We start from the raw sequence: 21567 nt of genomic DNA, 5'->3' as shown, positions 1-21567 counted from the left end.
CCGCACACAAAGTACCCTTGAAGACTGTGAAGGTACTCGTCATTGGCCCAGGCGGCCGCGAACACGCCATTGTCCGCTCTCTGCTTGAAGATCCCAACGTGTCCGAGGTCCACGCGGCTCCGGGCAACGCCGGCATCAGCAAACTCGTTCCCACCCACGCGATTGACGGGAACAACCCGGAAGCCGTGTCCGCCCTCGCCACCAAGCTGGGCGTGGACCTGGTTGTCGTCGGCCCGGAAGCTCCGCTCGCCGCGGGTGTCTCCGACGCTGTGCGTGAAGCCGGTATCCCCGTCTTCGGCCCTTCCAAGGAAGCTGCACAACTGGAAGCCTCCAAGGCCTTCGCCAAGCAGATCATGGCCGAAGCCGGTGTGCCCACCGCCATGGCACGGGTCGCTGAGAACGCCGAAGAAGCCGCAGACGCGCTGGACACCTTCGGTGCTCCCTACGTCGTCAAGGACGATGGCCTCGCCGCCGGCAAGGGCGTTGTGGTCACCCGTAACCGGGACGAGGCCCTGGCCCACGCCCAGGCATGCTTCGACGCCGGTGGAACCGTGGTGATCGAGGAGTTCCTGGACGGTCCCGAGGTTTCCCTGTTCGTCCTCTGCGACGGCCACACCACCGTGCCGCTGTCCCCGGCCCAGGACTTCAAGCGCATCTTCGACAACGACGAAGGCCCCAACACGGGCGGCATGGGCGCCTACACGCCGCTCGAGTGGGCCCCTGAAGGGCTCGTGCAGGAAGTCATCGACCGTGTGGCCCAGCCGACCGTGGACGAGATGGCCCGCCGCGGTACTCCTTTCGTCGGTGTGCTCTACTGCGGCCTGGCACTCACCTCCCGCGGAACGCGGGTCATCGAGTTCAACGCACGCTTCGGCGACCCCGAAACCCAGGCCGTCCTCGCCCGTCTCAAGACCCCGCTCGGCGCGCTGCTGCTGGCAGCTGCCAAGGGCGAACTGGACACGGCAGAAGAGCTGCGCTGGTCCAAGGACACGGCAGTCGCCGTCGTCGTTGCCGCCGAAAACTACCCGGACACGCCCCGTACCGGCGACCGCATCCGCGGCCTCAAGAAGGTTGACGAACTGGACGGCGTCCACGTCATCCACGCCGGCACCAAGCTGGACGAAGACGGCAAGGTTGTCTCTGCCGGTGGCCGCGTCCTTGCGGTGGTGGCGCTCGGTTCCGATCTGGTGGACGCGCGCGAAAAAGCGTACGACGGCGTGGAGCTGGTTCAGCTTGAAGGCTCCCAGTACCGTACGGATATCGCAGGCAAGGCAGCGCGCGGCGAAATCAAGGTTCCTTACGGCGCCACCGGCAGCATCCCGAAAGTGCAGGCGTGACCATGACCGATTCCTTGCCCTCCGGCGGGCTTGAAACCAACGCACTGCAGCTGCCCGGCTGGACGCACGTCTACTCCGGCAAAGTCCGCGACCTGTATGTCCCGGCCGACGAATCCATCACGGAGAAGGTCGGCCAGGAGTGCGTCCTGGTGGTGGCCAGTGACCGTATCAGCGCCTACGACCACGTCCTGAGCAGCGAGATCCCGGACAAAGGCCGCGTCCTGACCCAGCTGAGCCTGTGGTGGTTCGAGCAGCTGGATGTCGAGCACCATGTGCTGGCCTCCACGGTCGAGGGCGGTGTCCCCGCCGAGGTCGAAGGCCGGGCCATGATTTGCAAGAAGCTGGACATGTTCCCGGTGGAATGCATCGCCCGCGGCTACCTCACCGGATCAGGCCTGGCTGAATACAAGGAATCCGGTACGGTGTGCAGCATCCCGCTGCCCGGGGGCCTGGTGGATGGTTCCCGCCTGGAGAAGGCCCTGTTCACCCCCTCCGCCAAGGCCGAGGTGGGCGAGCACGACGAGAACATCACCTACGACGACGTCGTGGCGCTGGTGGGCGATGACATCGCGGCCCGGCTCAGCGAGCTGACTCTGAAGATCTACACCCGCGCCGAGGAGATCGCCCGCTCACGCGGCATCATCCTGGCCGACACCAAGGTGGAGTTCGGCATCGACGCAGGCACCGGCATCATCACGCTGGGCGACGAAGTCCTGACCCCGGACTCCTCGCGCTTCTGGGATGCGTCCACGTATGCACCGGGCAAGTCGCAGCCGTCCTACGACAAACAGTACGTCCGCGACTGGCTGACGTCGGATGAGTCGGGGTGGGACAAGTCCTCCGACACTCCGCCGCCGGCCCTCCCGACAGAGGTAGTGGAGCGCACTCGTGCCCGCTACGTCGAGGCGTACGAGAAACTGACGGGCCGCACCTTCGCCTAGCCCTCACCCAACTGGGTCGCAGTAGAGCGCGTTTTGAGCCGTCAAAACGCGCTCTACTGCTACTTAGATGGGCTAGCTGGCTTCTGAATGTGCTTCTGGGTGGGCGGCGGCGCGGCGTTCGGCCAGCCGGATCTCCAGCACCGCATCCATGGCCTGCTGGACCCTGTCCGAGGCTCCGGCGGCGCTGAAGTCGTGTTGCGCCTCTTCGAGGAAATGCAGGGCGTCGGAGGTTTCACCGGCGGCCTTGAGGGATTTGCCCAGCAACAACGACACTTCGCCGGCCGTGTGGCGGGCCAGGACTTTCCGGTCCTGGTAAATTTCACGGAGCTTCTGGACGGCGGCAGGAATGTCACCGGTCAAGTACAGCCAGCGGGCGCGGATGAAGGCGACCTCCAGCTGGTCCGTCTTGTTGCCGCCCACGATGGACAGTGCCAGTTCAGCCCGTTCAATGGCGGACAAAGTCTCAGGCTCCACGATGCCCGAGGACAGCCTCACCGCAGCGGAGGCCTTGTTGAACCGTGCCCACAGCTCGATGTCATTGGCAGGGGAGAGGAGCGAGGCAGCACGCTCGTGGTGCTTGATGCCTTCCGTGTAGTCGTGCCGCATGAACGCAACGTTGCCCACCACCCATGCGACCTCGCCGGCGAGCTGCGACATGGAGTGCTCATCCATGTGCTCGATCATCGCGAGGCAATACTCCCACGCCTCATCCAGTTTGCCGCTCTCCGCCAGCGCACCAATCAACGCGCGGTGCGCGCCAATGATCAGTGTGGATCCCTTGGGCAGCTCACCGCACAGCTCAACAGCCTTTTTGGCATGCTCGACGGCGGTGGCCAGCTGCCCTTGTCCGTGGCAGACAGCGGCAAGCATCTGCCAGGCACGAACACCGAGTCCGGCGGATTCGGTGGCCATGGGGTGCTCCAGCAGGTGCTCCACGATTTGCTGGCATTCCTTCAGCTGGCCCTGCTTCATGACGCATTCGGCCTGCATGTAGGTCATGTTCCACCAGGCGCTGTTGTTTTTCGCTTCCAACGCAATCTGGGCTGCGGTTGCAGCGTGGCTCGCAGCAAGCTGGTAGTCCCTGAGATCCCACGCCTGCCGGGCGTAGAGGCCGGCCAGGACGTATTCTGCGTCGCTGACGGACACAGGCTGGCTCCAGGCCTCCAGTGCTTTGGGGGCGAGTTCGAGCCGGCGGGCCAGTTCCTCGATCACTTCAGCCGTCGGTTCCCGGCGGCCGGTCTCCAGCAAGGAGATGTAGCTGGGGGAGTACAGGTTCTTGCCCAGCTCTGCCTGCGTCAACCCGCGTTCGAGCCGTTCGGCACGTAGCTTCTCGCCGAATCCGTTTCCCACGGGGCCCTCCTACACGTGTGATCGCACCAAAACCTTGACAGTCTCTGTGGAAAACATTTTACAATGTATGTCAACAGGGACCGCGCAATTTCCGTAACGAATCCGACTCGCATTGGGGAACATAATGTTCAAAAAACTCGCCGCTTCTGCGGCATTGGCAGGCGCTCTCGCTTTCACGGTTGCGGGCCCCGCAGTCGTCTCTGCAGCTCCCGCTGCGGACTCCAGCTCAACTGTCAGCGCCATTGGCAACTGGCCGGATCCGATGCGTGCATCGGTATCCGCCCCCACCAAGACGACAGAGACCACGTACAGCACGTCGTCCATTGGCAACTGGCCTGATCCGATGTAAACAGCACTTCCGAAGAAACCCCGGAGCATCACGAGCTGCTCCGGGGTTTCTTATTGCCTTCGTTGCTGGAGCCGCTCTGCGTTGGCAAAGCTTGGCCAGGGGCGCAAAGCGGGCCCGGCAATGCGAGGTCGCACAAAAGCAGTGTGATTCGAACAAACAAAAATGGCGCCGATTTCTCGACGCCATTTTCGTTTCTTGGTCGGGATGACAGGATTTGAACCTGCGACCTCTTCGTCCCGAACGAAGCGCGCTACCAAGCTGCGCTACATCCCGATCCGCTGCGAAAGCAACTGTTCAAGGATAGCTGAATCGGTGCAGGATGCGAAATCGAGGAGGCGGTGTCCCTGCTCACAAAGGCAGCCCAGCGGCGCATCATGTCAGACCAGCGAATCCTTCCATGCACCATGCAGGCGGGCGAACCGTCCGCCACCGGAAATCAACCCAGCAGGGGAGCCGTCCTCAACGATCCGCCCATCGTGCACCACCAGCACCCGGTCCGCCGTCTCCACCGTGGAAAGCCGATGGGCAATGATGATCGCAGTCCGCGGCGCGGCTCCGCCGGCGACGCCCTCCAGGAGATTGGCCAGCCCCTCCTGCACCATTCGCTCCGACGGGATGTCCAAGGAGGACGTTGCTTCGTCGAGAATCAGCACCGCGGGTGCTGCCAGGAACGCCCGGGCAAATCCGATGAGTTGTCGTTGACCGGAAGAGACCCGCCCGCCACGCTTATTGACGTCTGTGTCATAGCCGTCGGGCAGTCCGGCGATGAACTCGTGCGCGCCCACGGCCTTGGCAGCAGCTTCGATCTCCGCGCGCGAAGCTTCCGGCCGGCCCAGCGCGATGTTGTCGGCCACCGAGCCGCTGAACAGGAACGCCTCCTGGGTCACCATCACCACAGATCGGCGAAGATCGGTGGTGGAGAGGTCCCGCAGGTCAATGCCATCCAGGGTGATGGACCCAGAGGTGACGTCATAGAAACGGGCAATGAGCTTGGCCAGCGTTGATTTACCGGCACCTGTCTGTCCCACCAGGGCCACTGTCTGCCCCGCCGGAATGTGCAGATCGAGCGAAGGGACAACAGTCTTGCCTTCGCCGTATCCGAACTCCACGCCGTTGAAGTCGATTGCACCCCGTGGATTCTTCAACGCCACGGGATTTTTAGGTGGCCGGACCGTGGGAACCTCTTCCAGGAGCCCGGATACCTTTTCCAGGGCCGCCTGCGCGCTTTGGAAGGAGTTGTAGAACATGGCCATCTGGTCCACGGGCTGGAAGAACCGCTTCGTGGACAAGATCAGGGCCAGCAGGACACCAACTTCCAGGTCTCCGCCCAACACCCGGAAACCTCCGACCAACAAGACTACGGCTACGCACACGTTCCCGATCAGCACCAGGCCAGGCTGCAGCACCCCGTTGAGGAAGATCGATCGGACTGTGTTCTTCCGGTAAGCCTCGGCAACCTCGCCGTAGGTCCGGGCGTTTTCGCGTTCCTTGCGGAAGGCCTTGACGGCCCGGATACCGGTCATGGTCTCCACGAAGTGCACAATGAGCCGGGCAGAAACAACCCTGGACTCGCGGAAGGCGATCTGCGAGTGCTTCTGGTACCAGCGGGCCAGGAGGAACATGGGCACGCCGGCACCCAGCATGATCAAGCCGCTCCGCCAATCCAGGGCGAACACGGTAATGGCCGTAAAAACCATGAACAGCAGGCCGGAAGCCAAGGAGCTGACGCCCGAGTCCAAGAGTTCGCGGAGCGCCTCCAAGTCTGAAGTTTGCCGGGCAATGATGCGGCCGGACGTGTACTTCTCGTGGAACTCAAGGCTCAGCCGCTGGGTATGCCGGAAGACGCGTACCCGCAGGTCCAGCAACATGGCCTGGCTGAGCTTTGCCGTGGACGTGACGTAGAGCGACGTCAGCCCGGCCGTGGCGATGGCTGCGCCCAAGTAGAGGACTCCCACCAGCACCAGCGGCCCGTTGTTCCCGGCCTGCAGCGCGGGAAGCGCGTTGTCGATGCCGAAAGCTATCAGGGCGGGTCCCGCCACCCGGGCGAGCTGTGAAACAACCACCACCACGATCGTCAGCCAGAAACGCAAGCGAACGGGCCGGATCAGCGACCCAAGCAAGGTGAGCGACCGGCGTCGTACGGCTTTGCTGTCCGCTTTGCTGAGGTGGGTGTTGTCCTCGTTGGCCGTTCCAAAGGTTGTGGCGCTCACCGGCGGGCCTCCTCGGCTTCTTCGAGCTCGTCCAGTTCGGAGTCCAGGTCCTTCGGACCAGTGTCCAGGCTCGCGATGACGTAGCGGTAGTGGGCGTTGCCGGCCAGCAGTTCCGAATGGGTCCCGACGGCGGTGATGGTTCCGTTTTCGAGCAGGGCAACCCGGTCCGCCAATGCCACAGTGGACGGACGGTGGGCCACGATCAGCGTGGTGGTGTCGTGGAGAACATCACGCAGCCGCGCCTCCACCCGCTCTTCCGTGTTCACGTCCAGGGCAGAGAGGGGATCGTCCAGCACCAGGATTTTCGGCTTGGCGGCTATGGCCCGGGCCAAAGCGATTCTTTGCCTCTGACCGCCGGAGAGGCTCAGGCCTTCCTCACCGATCAGGGTGTCCACGCCATCCGGGAGCGAGTAGGCGAACTGCGCCTGGGCAACATCCAGGGCCTCGTCCAGGGCGGCGTCCGTTGGCTCAGGTGCTCCCAGCAACACGTTGTCCCGCACGGAGCTGGAGAACAGCGTGGTGTCCTCGAAGGCAACGGCCACGACCCGGCGAAGATCCTCCAGGTCCATGTCCCGGACATCCACACCATCGATCGTCACGGACCCCTCCGTTACCTCGTAGAGACGGGGGACCAACTGGAGGAGTGCGCTCTTGCCGCTGCCGGTGATGCCCACCAGGGCCATCGTCTCGCCGGGACGAATCTCCAGATTGATATCGCGCAGGAGGGTGCCGCCGTCGTCGTACCCGAAGCCCGCTTGCTCGAAGCGCAAGGCACCCTTGACAGCCGACGGTGTGGCGGGCTTGTCCGGCGAGGTGATGGTGTTGGGCGTATCCATGACCTCAAAATGGCGGTCCAACGCCGTCTTGGCGGTCAGGGCCATGGCCAGGAGCATGCCGGAGAATTCCACCGGCGTGGCAACCACGGCGGCCGTTGCGAAGAATGCCACCAGCGAGCCGATGCTCAGCTGGCCCGACGCCGCCAGCATGATTCCTACCACCAGTCCAACCCCCAGCGCGAGCTCCGGCAGGAGCGTCACCACCAGCGTGAAACCGGCCTGTTGCTTGGCTTTCGCGATTTCCGTCTGCCGCAGTTCCTCCGCCTGGCCATTGAAGTTCTCCAACGCTTCGCGGCTTCGTCCGAAGGCCTTCAGGACGCGGATGCCGTGGACGGACTCCTCCACGGTGGTGGCGAGGTCGCCGGCCTGGTCCTGGCTAAGCCTGGTGACCAGGCTGAAGCGCCGTCGGAAGCGGAACGAGTTGATCATGATGGGCACGGCGGCGGCGAGGAAAATCAGCGCCAGTTGCCAGCTCATGGTGAACATGACGCCCACGCCGATAATCACCGTCAGGGTGGTGACCACCAGCATAATCGCGCCGAACGCCATCCAGCGGCGCAGGAAGCTCAGGTCCGTCATGGCACGCGACAGCAACTGCCCGGAACCCCAACGATCGTGGAAAGAAACCGTCAGTTGCTGCAGGTGCCCGTACAGTGACACCCGCATCCTGGTCTCGACTGTCGTGGCCGGGTTGATGACGAACTGGCGTCGCAGCGCCACCAATCCTGCTTCCGCCACGCCCAACGCAAGGATGACGACGGCGGCAGTCCAGACAGCGCCCGGGTCACCGCCGGGTTGGAGCGAATTATTGACCAGGACCCGCAGGACCTGGGGGATGGACAGCGCCACGATGCTGGCCAGCAGGGCACAGAGCAGGCCCATGAACAACCGGGGAAGGATAGGCCGCACATGGGGGTACAGGCGGCCGACGGAGGTAAAGAATGACGTTTGCTTGGACATGCCCGCTTCTCAACAGCTGGATCTTCAGGTGGTGCGGAGGTAGTTTCCCGTAGCAACCACCCTATGCCATGCCGTGACTCGGTTCACAGGTCAGCGTGGGCGCGGTGAAATGTTTGACCAGTTATTGGAGTTTGTAATGCTGCCCTTGGTTTTAGTTGCGGGACGTCAGCGTCAGCAGCACCGCTTCCGGGCGGCAGGCGATGCGGACCGGAGCAAAGCGGGACGTGCCGATGCCGCCGGAGACGTTGACCGGCGTCGTGTAAATATCGTTCTGCCAATCGTGCAGGCCTTTGGCGCGCCACGTGGGGAGGTCGCAGTTGGAGACGAGCGCGCCGTAGCCGGGAATGCAGATCTGGCCGCCGTGGGTATGTCCGGCGAGAATCAGGTCCGCCTCGGCTTCCGTGAAATGGTCCAAAACACGTTGGTAGGGAGCATGGATGACCGCCACGCGGAGGTGTGGCCTGGCATCCTGGTTTACGGTGCCGCGGGGCCAACCTGCGTAGCGTTCGCGTTTGAGGTGCGGATCATCAACGCCGGAGAAATCGAAGCGTAAGCCGTTGAGGACGAGCGATTGCGCACGATTGGTCAGGTCTACCCAGCCCGCCATCCCGAAGGCGGAGCGCAGCCTGGGCCAGTCGAGTTTTACCGGGTCTGCCTTGTGCTTTGAGGGCCCTCGGAAGTAGCCCGCCGGGTTCTTGAGCCGGGGGGCGTAATAGTCGTTGGACCCCGGGACGAAAACACCCGGGAACTGCATCAGGGGCCTGAGTGCCTCGATGAGGGGATCAATGGCCTTGGCATGACTGAGGTTGTCGCCGGTATTGACCACGAGGTCCGGCTTGAGATCGGCCAGGGATTGCAGCCATTGTGCCTTTTTATCCTGACCTGGAACGAAGTGGATGTCGCTCAGGTGCAGTACCCGCAGCGGGCCAAAACCCTCCGGGAGAATGGGGAGGGTTTCGTTCCTGATACCGAATTGATCCTTCTCCCACCAACCGTAGGCAGCAGTTGCCGCCCCCGCGGTAGCCCCAAGAACTGTCGTAACGGCGAAACCGCGCCCAAGGGTGCGGACGCGGTTTGCCAGGGATTCAGGAAAAGGCACTATTGGTCAGTCCTTATCGTCGTTGCCATTACCGTTGCCGTTGCCATTTCCGTTATTGCCGCTGTTCCCGCCGGTATTGCCGCCGTTGGACGGGGCGTTGTTGTTCGGCGTGGAAGGCGCAGGGGTGGTGTTGCGCTGCGGTGCTCCGCCGCCAAGGAGGTTCGACGGAGGTGCAGGGAAAGGATTGGTTCCATACGCCGGAGCGACCGACAGCATGTAGTTGGTGAACTGCGGACCAGCGATCATGTAACCGTCGATCGCTTGGTAGTACTTGCCGTTGACGGTCATATTCCGACCGGGCCGGGATTGGTCGCCCAGCGGATCGCCGAACCAGGAAGCCGTTGCAAGGCCGCTGGTGTAACCCACCACCCAGGTGGAGCCGTTGGTGTCGTTGGTACCGGTCTTGGCTGCGACAGGGAAGTTGTTTCTTGTGGACAGAGACGGCCTGATCAGGGAGCCGGAACCAGCATTGAGGACTTCCTGCATAGCATAGGCCACACCACGGGCCACGTCCGGCTTGACGGCGTCCTTGCAGTTGGATGCCTGGGCGGGAAGCTCAGCACCCGCCTGGTCCTTGACCGAGGTGATGGCGATCGGCTCGCAGTACTTGCCGTCGGCAGCGAACGTGGCAAACGCAGCTGCCATGGTCAGGGGTGCGGTCTGGGTGGCACCGATCAGGTTCGAGAGCCGGGTCATCGGAACCTGCGGGTTGGGGTCCGTGATCTTGCCTTCCTTGTCGCGCATGGGGAGGCCGCCGTGGATACCTGTTGCGTCAACAATCTTCTGAATGCCACACAAATCCACCTGGGCTGCGGAAGCGAACGTTGCCGTGTTGATGGAGTTCATGAGGCCATACAGGACGGTCATGTTGCGGTAGTAACCCTGATCGGAGTTCTGCAAGTCGAAGCTGCCCGGAACGGTTGCGTCATAGAAACCATCCGTCGGGGTTGGGCAGGTGTTGCGCCAAGGGAAATTCACCCCATACCTACGCACCGACGCATTGACGTTCTGGTTCATCGACTTGCCCTCGTTCAGCCACTCGGCGAACGTAAACGGCTTCATCGTTGAGCCGGGCTGGAAGCCACCGATGCCGTTCAGGTCATTGCCGTTGGCGTCCAGGACGTCCACGTTGAAGTTCTGGGTCTGATCGAACTTGCCTTCTTGCGGCAGCCAAACAGTGTTCTGGGCCATGCTGACAATCTGGCCTGTGCCGGGCTGGACGGAGACGAGCGAGGCGCCCCACTTGTCCGGGTTGGCACCGGCAGTCGCATCCACCTGCTGCTGGGCAACTGTCTGGGCCGTCGGGTCCAGGGTGGTCTGGATGGTCAGGCCACCGCGCATGACACGCTTTTCGCGGTCATCCTGCGTTTCGCCGTAAGCGGGGTTGTTCAGGAGGAGGTGAAGCACGTAGTCGCAGAAGTACGGTGCCATGGTGGCGTAGGCACAACCTTGGCGTGCGGGAGTGACCTTGGTAGTCACGGGGGTGGCCACGGCCTCGTCGTATTCGGCCTGGGTGATCTTGTTCTGGTTGACCATGGCGGCCAGTACCAGGTCCCGGCGCTTCTTGGCGTTGTCCGGGTTGGCAATGGGATCAAAAGCGGACGGGCTGTTCACCAAGCCGGCCAGAAGGGCAGCCTGGGGAAGGGTCAGGTCCTTCGCCGAGGTGCTGAAGAAGAACTTGGATGCAGCTTCAATGCCGTAAGCATCACGGTTGAAGAACACGATGTTCAAGTAGCCCTCAAGGATCTGCTCCTTGGAGAACTTCTTCTCCAGAGCGATCGCCAGCTTCATTTCGCGGAGCTTGTCGCCCACGCCCTTGTTGTAGCCGTTGAGCTTGACGTCGTCTTCCTTGCCGGACGCCACCAGTGACTCGTTGATGACGTTGTTCACGTACTGCTGGGTGATGGTGGAAGCACCCTGCTTGTTGCCGCGGGCGGTGCTGACAAGGGCACGCATGATACCCGTGGTGTCGATACCGCCGTGGTCATAAAATCGGCTGTCCTCGATGGCTATGACAGCGTCCTTGATGAACGGGCTCATTTGGTCCAGCGGAACCTTGGTACGGTTCTCTGCGTAGATGGACGCAATGGGTGTACCGTCCTTGGCCAGGATCGTGGTGTTCTGGCTGGGCGGGTCGACCTGCAGTTCCGCGGGCAGCGTGTCAAAGAACTGGATGGAACCACTTGCGGCACTGCCTGAGACTGCGGCCGCGGGAACCAGAAGTCCAGCTACCAGCACGCCACAGATCGCACTCACGCCAAGGAAACCGAGAATCTTTCCGAGGGTGGTGGCAGTGTCGAATATGGGGTTCTTGCGAGTCACCATGTTTTCCACTTTACCGGCAAGGGCTAGGCTTTCTGTCATGACCAAATGGGAGTACGCCACGATTCCGCTCATTATCCATGCCACAAAGCAGATCCTGGACCAGTGGGGCGAGGACGGCTGGGAGCTTGTTCAGGTCGTCGGTGGACCCGATGGCAAAGGCCTTGTCGCATACCTTAAGAGGGAGAAGCAGTAACCATGACAACCCCCGCAGACACCACTACTCCCGCGGAATCCGGCACCCCCACATCCGCTGTGGAACAGCGACTGGCCGAGCTTGGCCTGACCCTTCCGGAGGTCGCCGCGCCGGTTGCCGCCTACGTGCCGGCCGTTGTGTCCGGCAACTACGTCTACACCTCGGGACAGTTGCCCTTTATTAACGGCAAACTCGAAGCTACGGGCAAGGTGTCCACCGGCGAACTCGGCGCTTCGGATGAGTCCACGGTGGATCCCCAGGACGCAAAGCGCTACGCAGGTGTATGCGCGATCAACGCCCTGGCAGCCGTCAAGAGCGTCATCGGCGACCTCGACCGGGTGACCCGCATCGTGAAGGTTGTGGGATTCGTCTCCTCCGACCCGAGCTTCACCGGCCAGCCCGGCGTCATTAACGGTGCGTCCGAACTCCTGGGCCAGGTCTTCGGTGACGCAGGCGTGCACGCACGTTCCGCCGTCGGCGTTTCTGTTCTGCCGCTCGACTCTCCGGTTGAGGTCGAGCTCATTGCTGAATTCAGCTAAGGAGCCGGTTCACTCAAGTGCCGCAACTTGCCCGACGCTCGTTCGTACTGCCTCCGGAACTTGAAGGCGCAGCACGCAACTGGCTTGAACTTGGCGAGCGGACACCCCGTGCCGCGCGCTATGCATCATCCGTTGTCCTTTTGCGGGACTCGCCCAACGGGTTGGAGACCTGGCTTGGTTACAGGCCAGGCTCTTCGCCGTTGGGCGTTGTCGCGTTCCCCGGCGGCTCGCTTCAACCCAGCGACGACGACCCCGTCGGTTGGGTTGGTCCCTCGCCCCAGTATTGGGCCGAGCAGATGGGAACGGACGACGTCGGACTCGCCCGCCGTCACGTGGTGGGAGCCATCCGTGAGCTCTTCGAAGAAACCGGCGTCCTGCTCGCAGGGCCGGATGCCTCGTCCACGATTGAAGCGAACTCGACCGCTGAGTGGATGAAGACCCGCGAAGCCGTGGCTTCCCAGGAGAAGTCCTTCACGGAGATGCTGACCAAGCGCGGCCTCTCCCTCCGGACGGACCTCTTGAAACCCTTGGTCAACTGGCTCAGTCCTGACTTTGCCCACACCCGTTTCAATACCCGGTACTTCGCGGCCACTGTCCCCGTGAACCAGCAGCCCGGCATTCTGGGCAGCAAGGGTGTGTGGGGCCGATGGGTCAGCGCTTCCGAAGCCATTGCCCTGCGCGACACCACGGCCTTGGGCGACGAAGTGGGCCAGGACAACACTGTCGGTCTTACTCTGGGGCAGCTCATGGTTCCGGGTTCAGAGATCATGCTGGAGAAAATGGCCCACGCCAACGGCTGTATCGCCTACCTGAGCTACAAGCGCAAGGCACATGTGTACCAGCCCAAACTTGTGGACGAGGGCGGGCAGCTGATGCTCGAAGTCGAAGCCGCCAGGACCTCCCCCGGAGACTCCCAGCGCGACCGCTGACCCCACCCCCGGATGCTCTCTCGCATCCCGGCGGTTTTCCGGCGTTCCTCCCGCACCAACAAAAAAGGCCGCCCCGGTTCCACGAACCGGTGCGGCCTTTCCCAACGCGTTTAGCGGGAGCGCTGGCGCAGTCGCTGCATGTCAAGAATGACCACCGCGCGGGCTTCCAAGCGAAGCCAACCGCGCTGGACGAACTCGGCCAGGGCCTTGTTGACGGTTTCGCGGGAAGCGCCCACCAGCTGGGCCAGTTCTTCCTGCGTGAGCTCGTGCGCCACCAGGACACCATCCGTGGCGGGACGGCCGAAGCGGTCGGCCAGGTCCAGGAGGGCCTTGGCGACACGGCCTGGTACGTCCGAGAAGACGAGGTCGGACAGCGAGTCGTTGGTGCGGCGCAGGCGGCGGGCAAGGGCCTGGAGCAGCTGGGCGGAAACCTCGGGGCGGGTCCGGAGCAACGAGTTGAGGCTCTCGTTCTTCAGGCCTGCCAGTCGCGTTTCGGACACAGCCGTTGCCGTTGCGGTACGGGGGCTCGGGTCGAAGAGAGCCATCTCGCCGAAGAGTTCGCCCGGGCCAAGGATGGCCAGGAGGGACTCACGTCCGTCGGGGGAAGTGCGGCCGAGCTTAACCTTGCCGGAAACGATGAAGTACAGCTGGTCACCCTGGTCGCCTTCGCGGAACACCGACGCTCCGCGGGAAAGGTCCACCTCGGTGAGCTCGTCCGTCAGCAGGCGGAAAGCGTCGTCGTCAAGGGTGGCGAAGAGGGGTGCGCGGCGCAATACCTCGATGTCCATGAAATCTCCTGAGTATAAGTTTCGGTCGTGGCGCTCCAGCCATTGTTTCAGAATTTTTGTGCTCTTGTGACGTACTTGGCACGCGAAACGCTGAAACGACGCGGTTTTCAGGCAGGCAGCCCCGGAAGTGACGGCGGGAAAGGTCCCGGATCGTGACCGGACTAACGGTTTCCTGTCAGGGTCCACCTCTAGAATTGGCGCTACCCGGCTGCAAGGAGCATTGGTGTTTGGCTTGACGATACTGGATCTGGCATTGATTCTGATGCTGCTTTCCTACCTGATCTATGGCCTGCGCAACGGGTTCCTGGTGACGCTCGGCGGTATTGCCGGCTTTATCGTCGGCGCCATCGCGGCGTTCATGGCGGTACCGCTGGTCAGTAACTGGGTGGGCGACAGCTCCTGGAGGCTGACCGCCACGGTGGGGGCCGCCGTCGTACTTATTGCGCTGGGGCATGGGCTGGGAACCATGATCGGGCGCAAGGTCCGCCACGCGGTCCGCATCAAACCGTTGCATGCAGCTGACCGGTTGATCGGCGGCGTGGTCAGTGTGGTGGTTGCGGCGTTGGTCATGTCCATGCTGGCCTTCAGCATCAGTTCCCTGGGCGTGCCGTTCGTGTCACAGCAACTGGCCCAGTCCCGTGTTATCCGGTACATCGATTCCCTGACGCCGAATCCCGTCAAAGCCACCATGGCCAAGCTGCGGTCAACCGTGATCGGCGACGGCATACCCAAGCTCATTGAAGGCATCGGCCCGGCCACGCCGGTGACCATTCCCAACGAGTCCACGGATACGCCCGCCCTCAACCGGGCAGCGGAATCGGTCTTGAGGATCGCGGGTACGGCTTTCGAATGCGGCCAGAACCAAACAGGTTCAGGATTCGTGGTGTCGCCCGGGCGTGTTGTCACCAACGCGCACGTGGTGGCCGGGGTGCCGCAACCTGTAGTGGAAGTGCCCGACGGCGGTGCGTTGCCGGGTCGGGTGGTCTACTTCGACTCCCAGCGGGATATAGCTGTTGTGGCCGTTGACGGACTGTCCGCCGAGCCGCTTCCCTTGAGCGCTGACCTTCCGCCCGGCAGCTCTGCGGCGTTTGCCGGGTACCCGCACGGTGGTCCGTTCCAGTCGAAGCCAGCCACGGTCCAGGGGATCTCGACCATTCTTGTGCCGGATATTTACGGCAACAACCCCTCGCCCGAGCTGGTCTACAAGTTGGCCGGCGATGTTCAACCGGGTAACTCCGGTGGACCGCTGCTGACCGTGCAGGGACAGGTTGCCGGATTGATCTTCGCCAAGACCACCACGGATGCTGCGCTGGGCTTTGCGTTGACCATGGCAGATGTCGAGCCGGTTGCTGCCCAGGCCCCGGCCCTCAGCCAACCCGTCTCGCCGGGGCAGTGCACCCGAAAGTAGGGTGACCCTGGTCGCGATTTCCGATCCACTCTCACATCATGAGCGTTTTCCGGCGATCCTCGCTCACGTTCCGGGCACAATTCACGGACGCTGACTCACGGCTATAGATTTGAAGCCATGAGTGAAGCCAACGACGCTGCCCGTGGAACCATCCTTGTCATCAATGGACCCAACCTGAACCTTCTGGGCACCCGTGAGCCGGAGAAATACGGGACGTCCACTTTGGCCGACGTTGAGCAGTTGGCGCTGTCTGCCGCTGAGTCACACGGCTTCACGGTGGACTGCGTCCAGTCGAACCACGAGGGCGACCTCCTGGACGCGATCCACGCAGCGCGAGGCACCGCCGTCGGTATCGTCATCAACGCCGGTGCCTTCACGCATACGTCCGTGGCACTCCGGGATGCCCTTGCAGCGGTCCAGCTTCCCGCCGTCGAGGTCCATATCACCAACGTCCACCAGCGCGAGGAGTTCCGCCACCACTCCTACCTGTCGGGGGTGTGCCAGGCGATCATCGTGGGCGCAGGAGTGCTGGGCTACAAGCTGGCTATTGATTACCTCGCGGACGCGCTCTGACGCTTGGCGTTTGGTGAGAGAGCGTCCGCCTAAAGCGTGCTTTTGGTGAGAGAGCGTCCGCCTAAAGCGTGCTTTTGGTGAGAGAGCGTCCGCCTAAAGCGTGCTTTTGGTGAGAGAGCGTCAGAGGGCTGTGACGCGGAGCAGGATGGCGTGTTCGGGCTGGAGGACAGGCATCGGCAGGCCGACCTCACCGAGGAACCGCCCGGACGCCCGGGCGCCGGAAGCCAGCCACGTCGCGGGCTGTGCTTCCATGAACGCGTGCCCGTAATCAGCATCCGCGGGACGGGGGAACAGCAACTCCACCCTGTAGTTCCGGCCAGCCTCGAGCCCGGGGATTGCCACCCTGCCCGGCATCTCCGCGAACCCCGTCCGGGTCCTGACCACAGCGAACAGCGCCGCCGTGGCACTATCCGCGGCACCGCCGTCGTGGTCTGCGGCAACGACGCCGTGCACCATCAGGGACTCATCGGGGACATCGGCCCGGACCATCCGTCCACTGTGGATGAGTTCCCGGTGTTCCTTGTACAGGGCAATGAAACGCTTGAGTTCCTGCCGTTCCGCCCCGGTTACCGTGCGGACATCCCACTCCATCCCGAAGTGCCCGAACAACGCAGTGATCGCCCGGAAGGACAGGTCATGGGTGCGGGCCGTGGTGTGGGACGTCGACGGACCGATGTGCGCGCCCACCAGCTCCGGAGGCACCACCATGCCCGTCCACCGCTGGATGGTCTGCCGTTCCAGGGCGTCGTTGCAGTCCGAGGCCCAGATGCGGTCCGTTCGTTGAAGGATGCCCAGGTCCACGCGGGCGCCGCCGGAGGAGCAGCTTTCAATTTCCACGGAGGGGTGGGCAGCCCGTAGCGCGTCGAACAGACGATAGGCGGCCAGGGTTTGCTGATGCACCGACGCGCGGCCGGCGTGGCCGTGCTCCAGCAGGTCCCTGTTTTGGTCCCACTTGAGGTAGCTGATGTTGTTGTCGCGGAGCAAAGCGTCCATACGGTCGAACACGTATTGCCAGGCGGCGGGGTTCACCAGATCGAGCACATGCTGGTGCCGCCACTCCAGGGGCAGCCGTCCGCCATCCTTGGGGGACCGGGCCGCGGGGCGCACGATCCATTCGGGGTGCTCCCGGGCGATGTCCGAGTCGAGGTTCACCATCTCCGGTTCCACCCACAGGCCAAACTCCATGCCGCGGGACGTTACCGCTTCGATGAGCGGAGTCAGGCCCCCAGGCCATAGTGTCCCGTCCACATACCAGTCACCCAGCCCGGCGTGGTCGTCACGTCGCCCGCGGAACCAGCCGTCGTCGAGCACGAAACGCTCAACCCCAAGATCCGCAGCGGACTCGGCCAGTTCGACCAACGTTTCCAGGTTGTGGTCGAAGTACACGGCTTCCCAGGTATTGAGGACCACCGGGCGGGGTCCGGAGACGTGATGAGGGCGGGAACGGAACCAGCTGTAGAACGCCTCGCTGATTCCGTCCAGTCCCCGGTCCGAGTAAGCGGCGAACAACGTGGGAGTCTGGTACGTTTCCCCGGGCTGCAGCACCACTTCCGCAGGACCCAGGAGCTCCGAACCGCCGAGCACGGTCCTGCCGTCGGCCAGTCGGTCGGCGAACTGCTCATGGTTTCCGCTCCAGGCCAGATGGGTCGCCCAGACCTTGCCGTGCCGGTTGCCGAAACCCGCAGTACCGGCGGCCAGCAACAGGGACGAATCGTGCCCCGTGCGGCCGTGACGCCCGGTGCGTACCCATGTTCCCTGCTGGATCGCCCGCCGCTGGGGGTGGCGCTCACGGCACCAGCGCCCGGTCAGGTCCAGGAGTTCGACCGCGTCCGGCGCCACCGGAAGCATGGTCGCCAACTCATCCACGTGGAAAGGCGACGTGCCGTGGTTGGTGAGTTCATGGCGCAGTTCCAGCAGCCCGCCGGGATGCAAGGTGAGGTTGCTCGCGACGGTGATACCGGCGTCGGGATCCGTTTGAATCACGACGGCGGTGCGTCCGTCCGCGTCAGCGCTCACCGCGCTCAGGCGGACAGAGAAGTCGAGGCCTGCCACACCGTCGGTGATCCGGTGCCCGCGAAGCCCGGGCCGCCCCTGCCATGCCGATGATGCCTGGGGGAGGAGCCCGGTGGGGACGTTGGCGTCGATCGAGGACGGCGGGATGGGCTCGTTCAGGAGGGACAGGTCCGGGAGGGTATCGCCCAGGTCGGCTCCCCAGTGGACAATCTCAGCCTCTCCACGGTGGGTGCTGATGACCAGGCTGGTGCCGGCGGAACGGAGGTGGAGCGGGTTCATGCGTGAAGTCTCATTTCCAAAAGTTGTGGGGCCCGCTCTCCGCGCACAGCGAGCGAAATAACGCGCAGAGCGGGCCCCGCAAGGATTACTTGAAGAGGTTGTTGACCTGGTTGTTGGCTTCCGTCAGCGAGGACGCGGGCTTCTTGCCGGAGAGCACGGCATCCATGGCCGGCTTCATGATGCCGTCAACCTTGGCGGCCTTGTCCGCGATCGGGAAGAGGAACGTGGTGCCGTCCTTCACGTGGGTGGTGAAGGCGGAGACGTCGGTGCCCTTGGCCTTGAACGCTTCTGCTGCCTTGTCGGATGAGGAACTGATGGCAGGGAAGACTACGGCCTTGCCGGCCACTACGTCCTGGCAGGCCGTGGAGCCCAGGTACTCAACCCATTTCACACTGGCGGCAGGATTCTTGGTACCGGCCCAGACGGAGTCGGCCAGGCCGTTGAACATGGACGCACGTTTGCCGTTGGGACCCTTGGGCGTGGGGGCGATTCCCGTGGTGATGCCCTGGTAGGTCTGGTACTGCCCAATCAGCCAGTCGCCGTTGGAGTTGATGGCGGACTTGCCGGCACCGAAGTTGTCCGTCACGCTCGCGCCGACCGTGGTCTCGAGCTTGGGCATGTAGCCCTTGTCGATCAGCCCGGCCCACCACGCGATGGTTTCCTGGAACCGGGGATCGTCGTAGTTGAACCTGCTGCCCCACGGGTTCTTGTCCGTGGCAGTCCAGCCGGTGGTCGCGGTGAGGAAGCTCCACTCAGTCTGGCCCTGGCCCGAACCGCTGCCGGAGAGGCCCAGCCCGTAGGTGGCGACGTTGTTCTTGTCGAAGCCGGGCTCGTCGCCGCGCTTGCCGTTCTTGTCTACCGTCAGCTTGGCAATGACCTTTTCATAGCTGCCGCCGTCCTGGGGGTTCCAGTCCAGGTTGGCCATCTGTTCGGCCGTGATTCCTGCGGCATCGGTCATCGCCTTGTTGTAGAACAGTCCAACGGTGTCCCAGTCCTTCGGGAGACCGTAGCGCTTGCCGTCCTGGCCCACCCAGAGCTCCGGGAGGCCCTTGGTGTACTGATCGAGCTTGATGCCGTCCTTCTCCACGGCCTCATCGAGGGGCAGCAGCTGCTTCTTGGCAGCGAACTCCGGGTACTTGGAGAGGTGGTTGGTGAAGACATCCGGAGCTGTTCCGGCGACAAACCCGTTGGTGAGGGTGGTCCAGTAGTCGTCCCAACCGCGTTGGGTGATCTTGACCTTGATGTCCGGGTTGGCTTTGGTGAAATCGTCGGCACACTGCTGGTACGCGGGGAGCTGGTTGGCGTCCCACAGCCAGTAGTTGATCTCGCCTTTGGCGTCGGAGGAACCCGCGCTGGACCCGCCGCAGGCGGACAGGGATAGTGCTATGGCCGCGGCAGCAGCGGCGACGCCGAGGGTTTTCTTCATGACGGACCTTTCAGTGTTCATACGGGGGAGTTATTTGATTCCGGAGAATCCGATGGAGTTCACAACCTTCTTGCCGAAGGCGATGAAGAGGATGAAGATCGGCAGCGCGGCCACCAGGGTTCCGGCCATGAGGCCCGACCAGTCGAGCGCGCCTTGCGGTGACTGGGATTTGAAGACACTCAAACCGACGGTGAGCACACGGACGCTCTCGTCCTGCCCCACCAGCAGAGGCCAGAAGTATTCGTTCCACTGACCGATAAAGGTGAGCAGCGCCAGCGTGGCGATGGGGGCTGCGGCGTTGGGAAGCACAATCTGGAAGAAGATCCTGAGGTGCTTGGCGCCGTCGAGCATTGCCGCTTCCTCCACCTCGCGGGACATGCCCAGGAAAAACTGCCGCAGGAAGAAGATGGCGAACGGGGTCATGAACAGGAACGGAAGCGTCATGCCGGCCATGGTGTTGAGGAGGCCCAGGTTCTTGATCATGAGGAAGTTGGGCAGCGCGGTGAAGATCGGCGGGACCATCATGGTGGTCAGGAACAGCCCGAAGACTTTGTTTCGCCCCGGCCAGCGCAGCCGTGCGAAGGCGTAGGCAGCCATCGCGCTGAAGAACACCTGGCCGGCCGTGGTGATGGTGGCGAAGATGACGGAGTTGCGAAGGTACAGCCAGAAATTGATCGCAGCACCGGATCCGCCTTCTGCAATGGCTTCTTCCGTGGTCTGCAGGCCGAGGACCCGCTTGAAGGCACCCCAGCTGAAGTCGGCGGGGAGAAGGTTGGCTGAGTTGGACGCCAGGGCGCCGTTGCTGGACAGTGCCGTACGCAGCATCCAGTAGAAGGGGGCAATGGTCACGGCGAGGGCGACGGCGACAATCACCCAGGCGCCGATGCGGCGCCAGTTGAGGGGCTTCCTGCGGGACGTTTCGCGGGGCAGGGTTGTAGTAGTCATGGTGGGGTTCCTTTGCTCCGGGTCCTTGCTAGTCCAGGTCCGATTCGTTGCCCTTGAGGAACTTCATCTGAAGGAAGGCGACCAAGGCGAGGATGACGAACAGGATCACGGACAGGGCGGAGGCGTAGCCGAAATCGGACTCGCCGAAGGCTTTCTGGTAGATGTACATCTGGATCACGCGTGATGCGTTGACGGGGCCGCCGTTGGTGGTGACGGCTACGGTGTCGAAGACCTGGAAGGAACCTATGACGGTAACCACCAGGACCAGGACCAGCACCGGGCGGAGCAGCGGCATGGTGACGCTCCAGAACGTCCTGGTGGGGGACGCGCCGTCGAGGTTTGCCACTTCGTAAAGGTTGTTCGGGATGGCTTGGAGACCGGCGAAGATCAGCAGGGCTGTGTATCCCATGTGGCGCCAGACGTTGACGAAAGCGATGGTGGGGATGGCCCATTGTTCGCTGCCGAAGAAGGCCACGCGGGGCAGCCCGATCCAGCTCATGACCTCGTTCACGATGCCCAGCTGGTAGTCCAGCATCCAAAACCAGACCAGGGCGACGATCACGTTTGCCACCAGGAAAGGAAGAAGCAGCGCGCCACGGATGAAGGTGGACTTGGCAACCCGGTGCATCAGGAGGGCCAGCCCAAGGGCGATCACTGTCTGGAAGCCGATGTTCAGTGCTACGTACTGGAGGGTGACGCCCATGGCGTTCCAGAACAGCTCGTCGCCGAAGATCGCGGTGTAGTTCTTGATCCCGATCCATGTGGGTTCGCCGAGGATGCTGTATTCGGTGAAGCTCAGGTAGATGCCGCGGATAGTGGGAATCAGGAAGAACGCCACGAAGCCGACGACGGCCGGGAGGATGAAGAGGATGGCGATCCTCAGGTCTCCCAGGCGGCTGGCCAGGCTGCGTTTGGCGGGTGCGCTGTTGGGCCCGTGGCTTCGCCGTGAGCGCTCTGATGCGCTGCCCGGCTGCTTGGTTAGCGTGGTCATCGTCGACTCTTTTCTTGCTGTGATGTGAATTACAACGAGCACGAATCTACACGAGTAGATTTCTGTTTGGCAAGAC

At 63.1% G+C, this 21567-nt stretch carries 18 protein-coding genes and 1 tRNA gene; 8 read left to right on the top strand and 11 right to left on the bottom strand.

Annotated features, from left to right (window positions below):
• Positions 1-26: 26 nt before the first annotated feature.
• Both purD and ACPFL9_RS16780 read left to right on the top strand, forming a co-directional pair.
• A complete protein-coding gene (gene purD / locus ACPFL9_RS16785; RefSeq protein ID WP_426007602.1) occupies positions 27-1337 on the top strand; it encodes a phosphoribosylamine--glycine ligase in 1311 nt (436 codons plus the stop codon).
• A 2-nt stretch (positions 1338-1339) separates the two neighbouring features.
• Positions 1340-2278, top strand: coding sequence for a phosphoribosylaminoimidazolesuccinocarboxamide synthase (locus tag ACPFL9_RS16780; RefSeq protein WP_426003991.1), 939 nt, complete (start codon positions 1340-1342; stop codon positions 2276-2278).
• A gap of 72 nt (positions 2279-2350) precedes the next feature.
• Here the strand turns inward: ACPFL9_RS16780 and ACPFL9_RS16775 are convergent, their stop codons facing one another.
• Entirely contained in the window at positions 2351-3628 is a 1278-nt protein-coding gene (locus tag ACPFL9_RS16775; RefSeq protein ID WP_426003990.1) for a helix-turn-helix domain-containing protein, read from the bottom strand.
• A gap of 124 nt (positions 3629-3752) precedes the next feature.
• On the opposite strand from ACPFL9_RS16775, the gene ACPFL9_RS16770 reads away from it, so the two are divergent.
• Positions 3753-3977 carry a hypothetical protein gene (locus tag ACPFL9_RS16770; protein ID WP_426003989.1) on the top strand — a complete coding sequence of 75 codons (225 nt, stop codon included), beginning with the start codon at positions 3753-3755 and terminating at the stop codon, positions 3975-3977.
• A 196-nt stretch (positions 3978-4173) separates the two neighbouring features.
• On the opposite strand, the gene ACPFL9_RS16765 is transcribed toward ACPFL9_RS16770, so the two are convergent.
• The 5 genes from ACPFL9_RS16765 to ACPFL9_RS16745 form a co-directional block, all read right to left on the bottom strand.
• A tRNA-Pro gene (locus tag ACPFL9_RS16765) sits at positions 4174-4250 on the bottom strand.
• A gap of 104 nt (positions 4251-4354) precedes the next feature.
• The gene (locus tag ACPFL9_RS16760; RefSeq protein ID WP_426003987.1) at positions 4355-6187 is read right to left on the bottom strand and encodes an ABC transporter ATP-binding protein; all 1833 of its coding nucleotides are present in this window, start codon (positions 6185-6187) and stop codon (positions 4355-4357) included.
• On the bottom strand, positions 6184-7983 hold the full coding sequence (locus ACPFL9_RS16755) for an ABC transporter ATP-binding protein (protein ID WP_426003986.1): 1800 nt from the start codon (positions 7981-7983) through the stop codon (positions 6184-6186). The genes ACPFL9_RS16760 and ACPFL9_RS16755 overlap by 4 nt, the downstream gene beginning before the upstream one ends.
• Positions 7984-8134: 151 nt before the next feature.
• Positions 8135-9082, bottom strand: a complete 948-nt coding sequence (locus ACPFL9_RS16750) for a metallophosphoesterase (protein WP_426003985.1) — start codon at positions 9080-9082, stop codon at positions 8135-8137.
• 6 nt (positions 9083-9088) lie between these two features.
• On the bottom strand, positions 9089-11407 hold the full coding sequence (locus tag ACPFL9_RS16745; protein WP_426003984.1) for a transglycosylase domain-containing protein: 2319 nt from the start codon (positions 11405-11407) through the stop codon (positions 9089-9091).
• A gap of 37 nt (positions 11408-11444) precedes the next feature.
• On the opposite strand from ACPFL9_RS16745, the gene ACPFL9_RS16740 reads away from it, so the two are divergent.
• From ACPFL9_RS16740 to ACPFL9_RS16730, 3 genes are read left to right on the top strand one after another with little or no spacing between them, the layout of a single operon-like run.
• Entirely contained in the window at positions 11445-11600 is a 156-nt protein-coding gene (locus ACPFL9_RS16740) for a DUF4177 domain-containing protein (protein ID WP_011775990.1), read from the top strand.
• Between the two features lie 2 nt (positions 11601-11602).
• Entirely contained in the window at positions 11603-12139 is a 537-nt protein-coding gene (locus ACPFL9_RS16735) for a RidA family protein (RefSeq protein WP_426003982.1), read from the top strand.
• A 17-nt stretch (positions 12140-12156) separates the two neighbouring features.
• On the top strand, positions 12157-13068 hold the full coding sequence (locus ACPFL9_RS16730; RefSeq protein WP_426003981.1) for an NUDIX hydrolase: 912 nt from the start codon (positions 12157-12159) through the stop codon (positions 13066-13068).
• Positions 13069-13178: 110 nt separating this feature from the next.
• Here ACPFL9_RS16730 and ACPFL9_RS16725 read toward each other — a convergent pair whose 3' ends face one another.
• Positions 13179-13856, bottom strand: a complete 678-nt coding sequence (locus tag ACPFL9_RS16725) for a Crp/Fnr family transcriptional regulator (protein ID WP_003797871.1) — start codon at positions 13854-13856, stop codon at positions 13179-13181.
• A gap of 223 nt (positions 13857-14079) precedes the next feature.
• Here ACPFL9_RS16725 and ACPFL9_RS16720 point away from each other — a divergent pair, with 223 nt between their 5' ends.
• Together ACPFL9_RS16720 and aroQ are read left to right on the top strand one after the other, a co-directional pair.
• A complete protein-coding gene (locus ACPFL9_RS16720; protein ID WP_426003980.1) occupies positions 14080-15264 on the top strand; it encodes a MarP family serine protease in 1185 nt (394 codons plus the stop codon).
• 117 nt (positions 15265-15381) lie between these two features.
• The gene (gene aroQ, locus ACPFL9_RS16715; RefSeq protein WP_426003979.1) at positions 15382-15837 is read left to right on the top strand and encodes a type II 3-dehydroquinate dehydratase; all 456 of its coding nucleotides are present in this window, start codon (positions 15382-15384) and stop codon (positions 15835-15837) included.
• Positions 15838-15957: 120 nt separating this feature from the next.
• Here the strand turns inward: aroQ and ACPFL9_RS16710 are convergent, their stop codons facing one another.
• The 4 genes from ACPFL9_RS16710 to ACPFL9_RS16695 form a co-directional block, all read right to left on the bottom strand.
• Positions 15958-18129 (bottom strand): alpha-galactosidase, encoded by a 2172-nt coding sequence (locus tag ACPFL9_RS16710; RefSeq protein WP_426003977.1) that lies wholly within the window; start codon positions 18127-18129, stop codon positions 15958-15960.
• Between the two features lie 85 nt (positions 18130-18214).
• On the bottom strand, positions 18215-19555 hold the full coding sequence (locus tag ACPFL9_RS16705; RefSeq protein WP_426003976.1) for an ABC transporter substrate-binding protein: 1341 nt from the start codon (positions 19553-19555) through the stop codon (positions 18215-18217).
• Between the two features lie 30 nt (positions 19556-19585).
• On the bottom strand, positions 19586-20500 hold the full coding sequence (locus ACPFL9_RS16700; RefSeq protein ID WP_426003975.1) for a carbohydrate ABC transporter permease: 915 nt from the start codon (positions 20498-20500) through the stop codon (positions 19586-19588).
• Positions 20501-20528: 28 nt separating this feature from the next.
• Complete coding sequence (locus tag ACPFL9_RS16695) at positions 20529-21491, bottom strand: carbohydrate ABC transporter permease (RefSeq protein WP_426003974.1); 963 nt, start codon at positions 21489-21491, stop codon at positions 20529-20531.
• Between the last annotated feature and the right edge of the window lie 76 nt (positions 21492-21567).

The organism is Paenarthrobacter sp. NyZ202 (genome assembly GCF_049860755.1).
GTDB lineage: Bacteria > Actinomycetota > Actinomycetes > Actinomycetales > Micrococcaceae > Arthrobacter.
The sequence above is the reverse complement of the archived record's forward strand: the minus strand, read 5'-3'. Positions and strand labels throughout refer to the sequence as shown.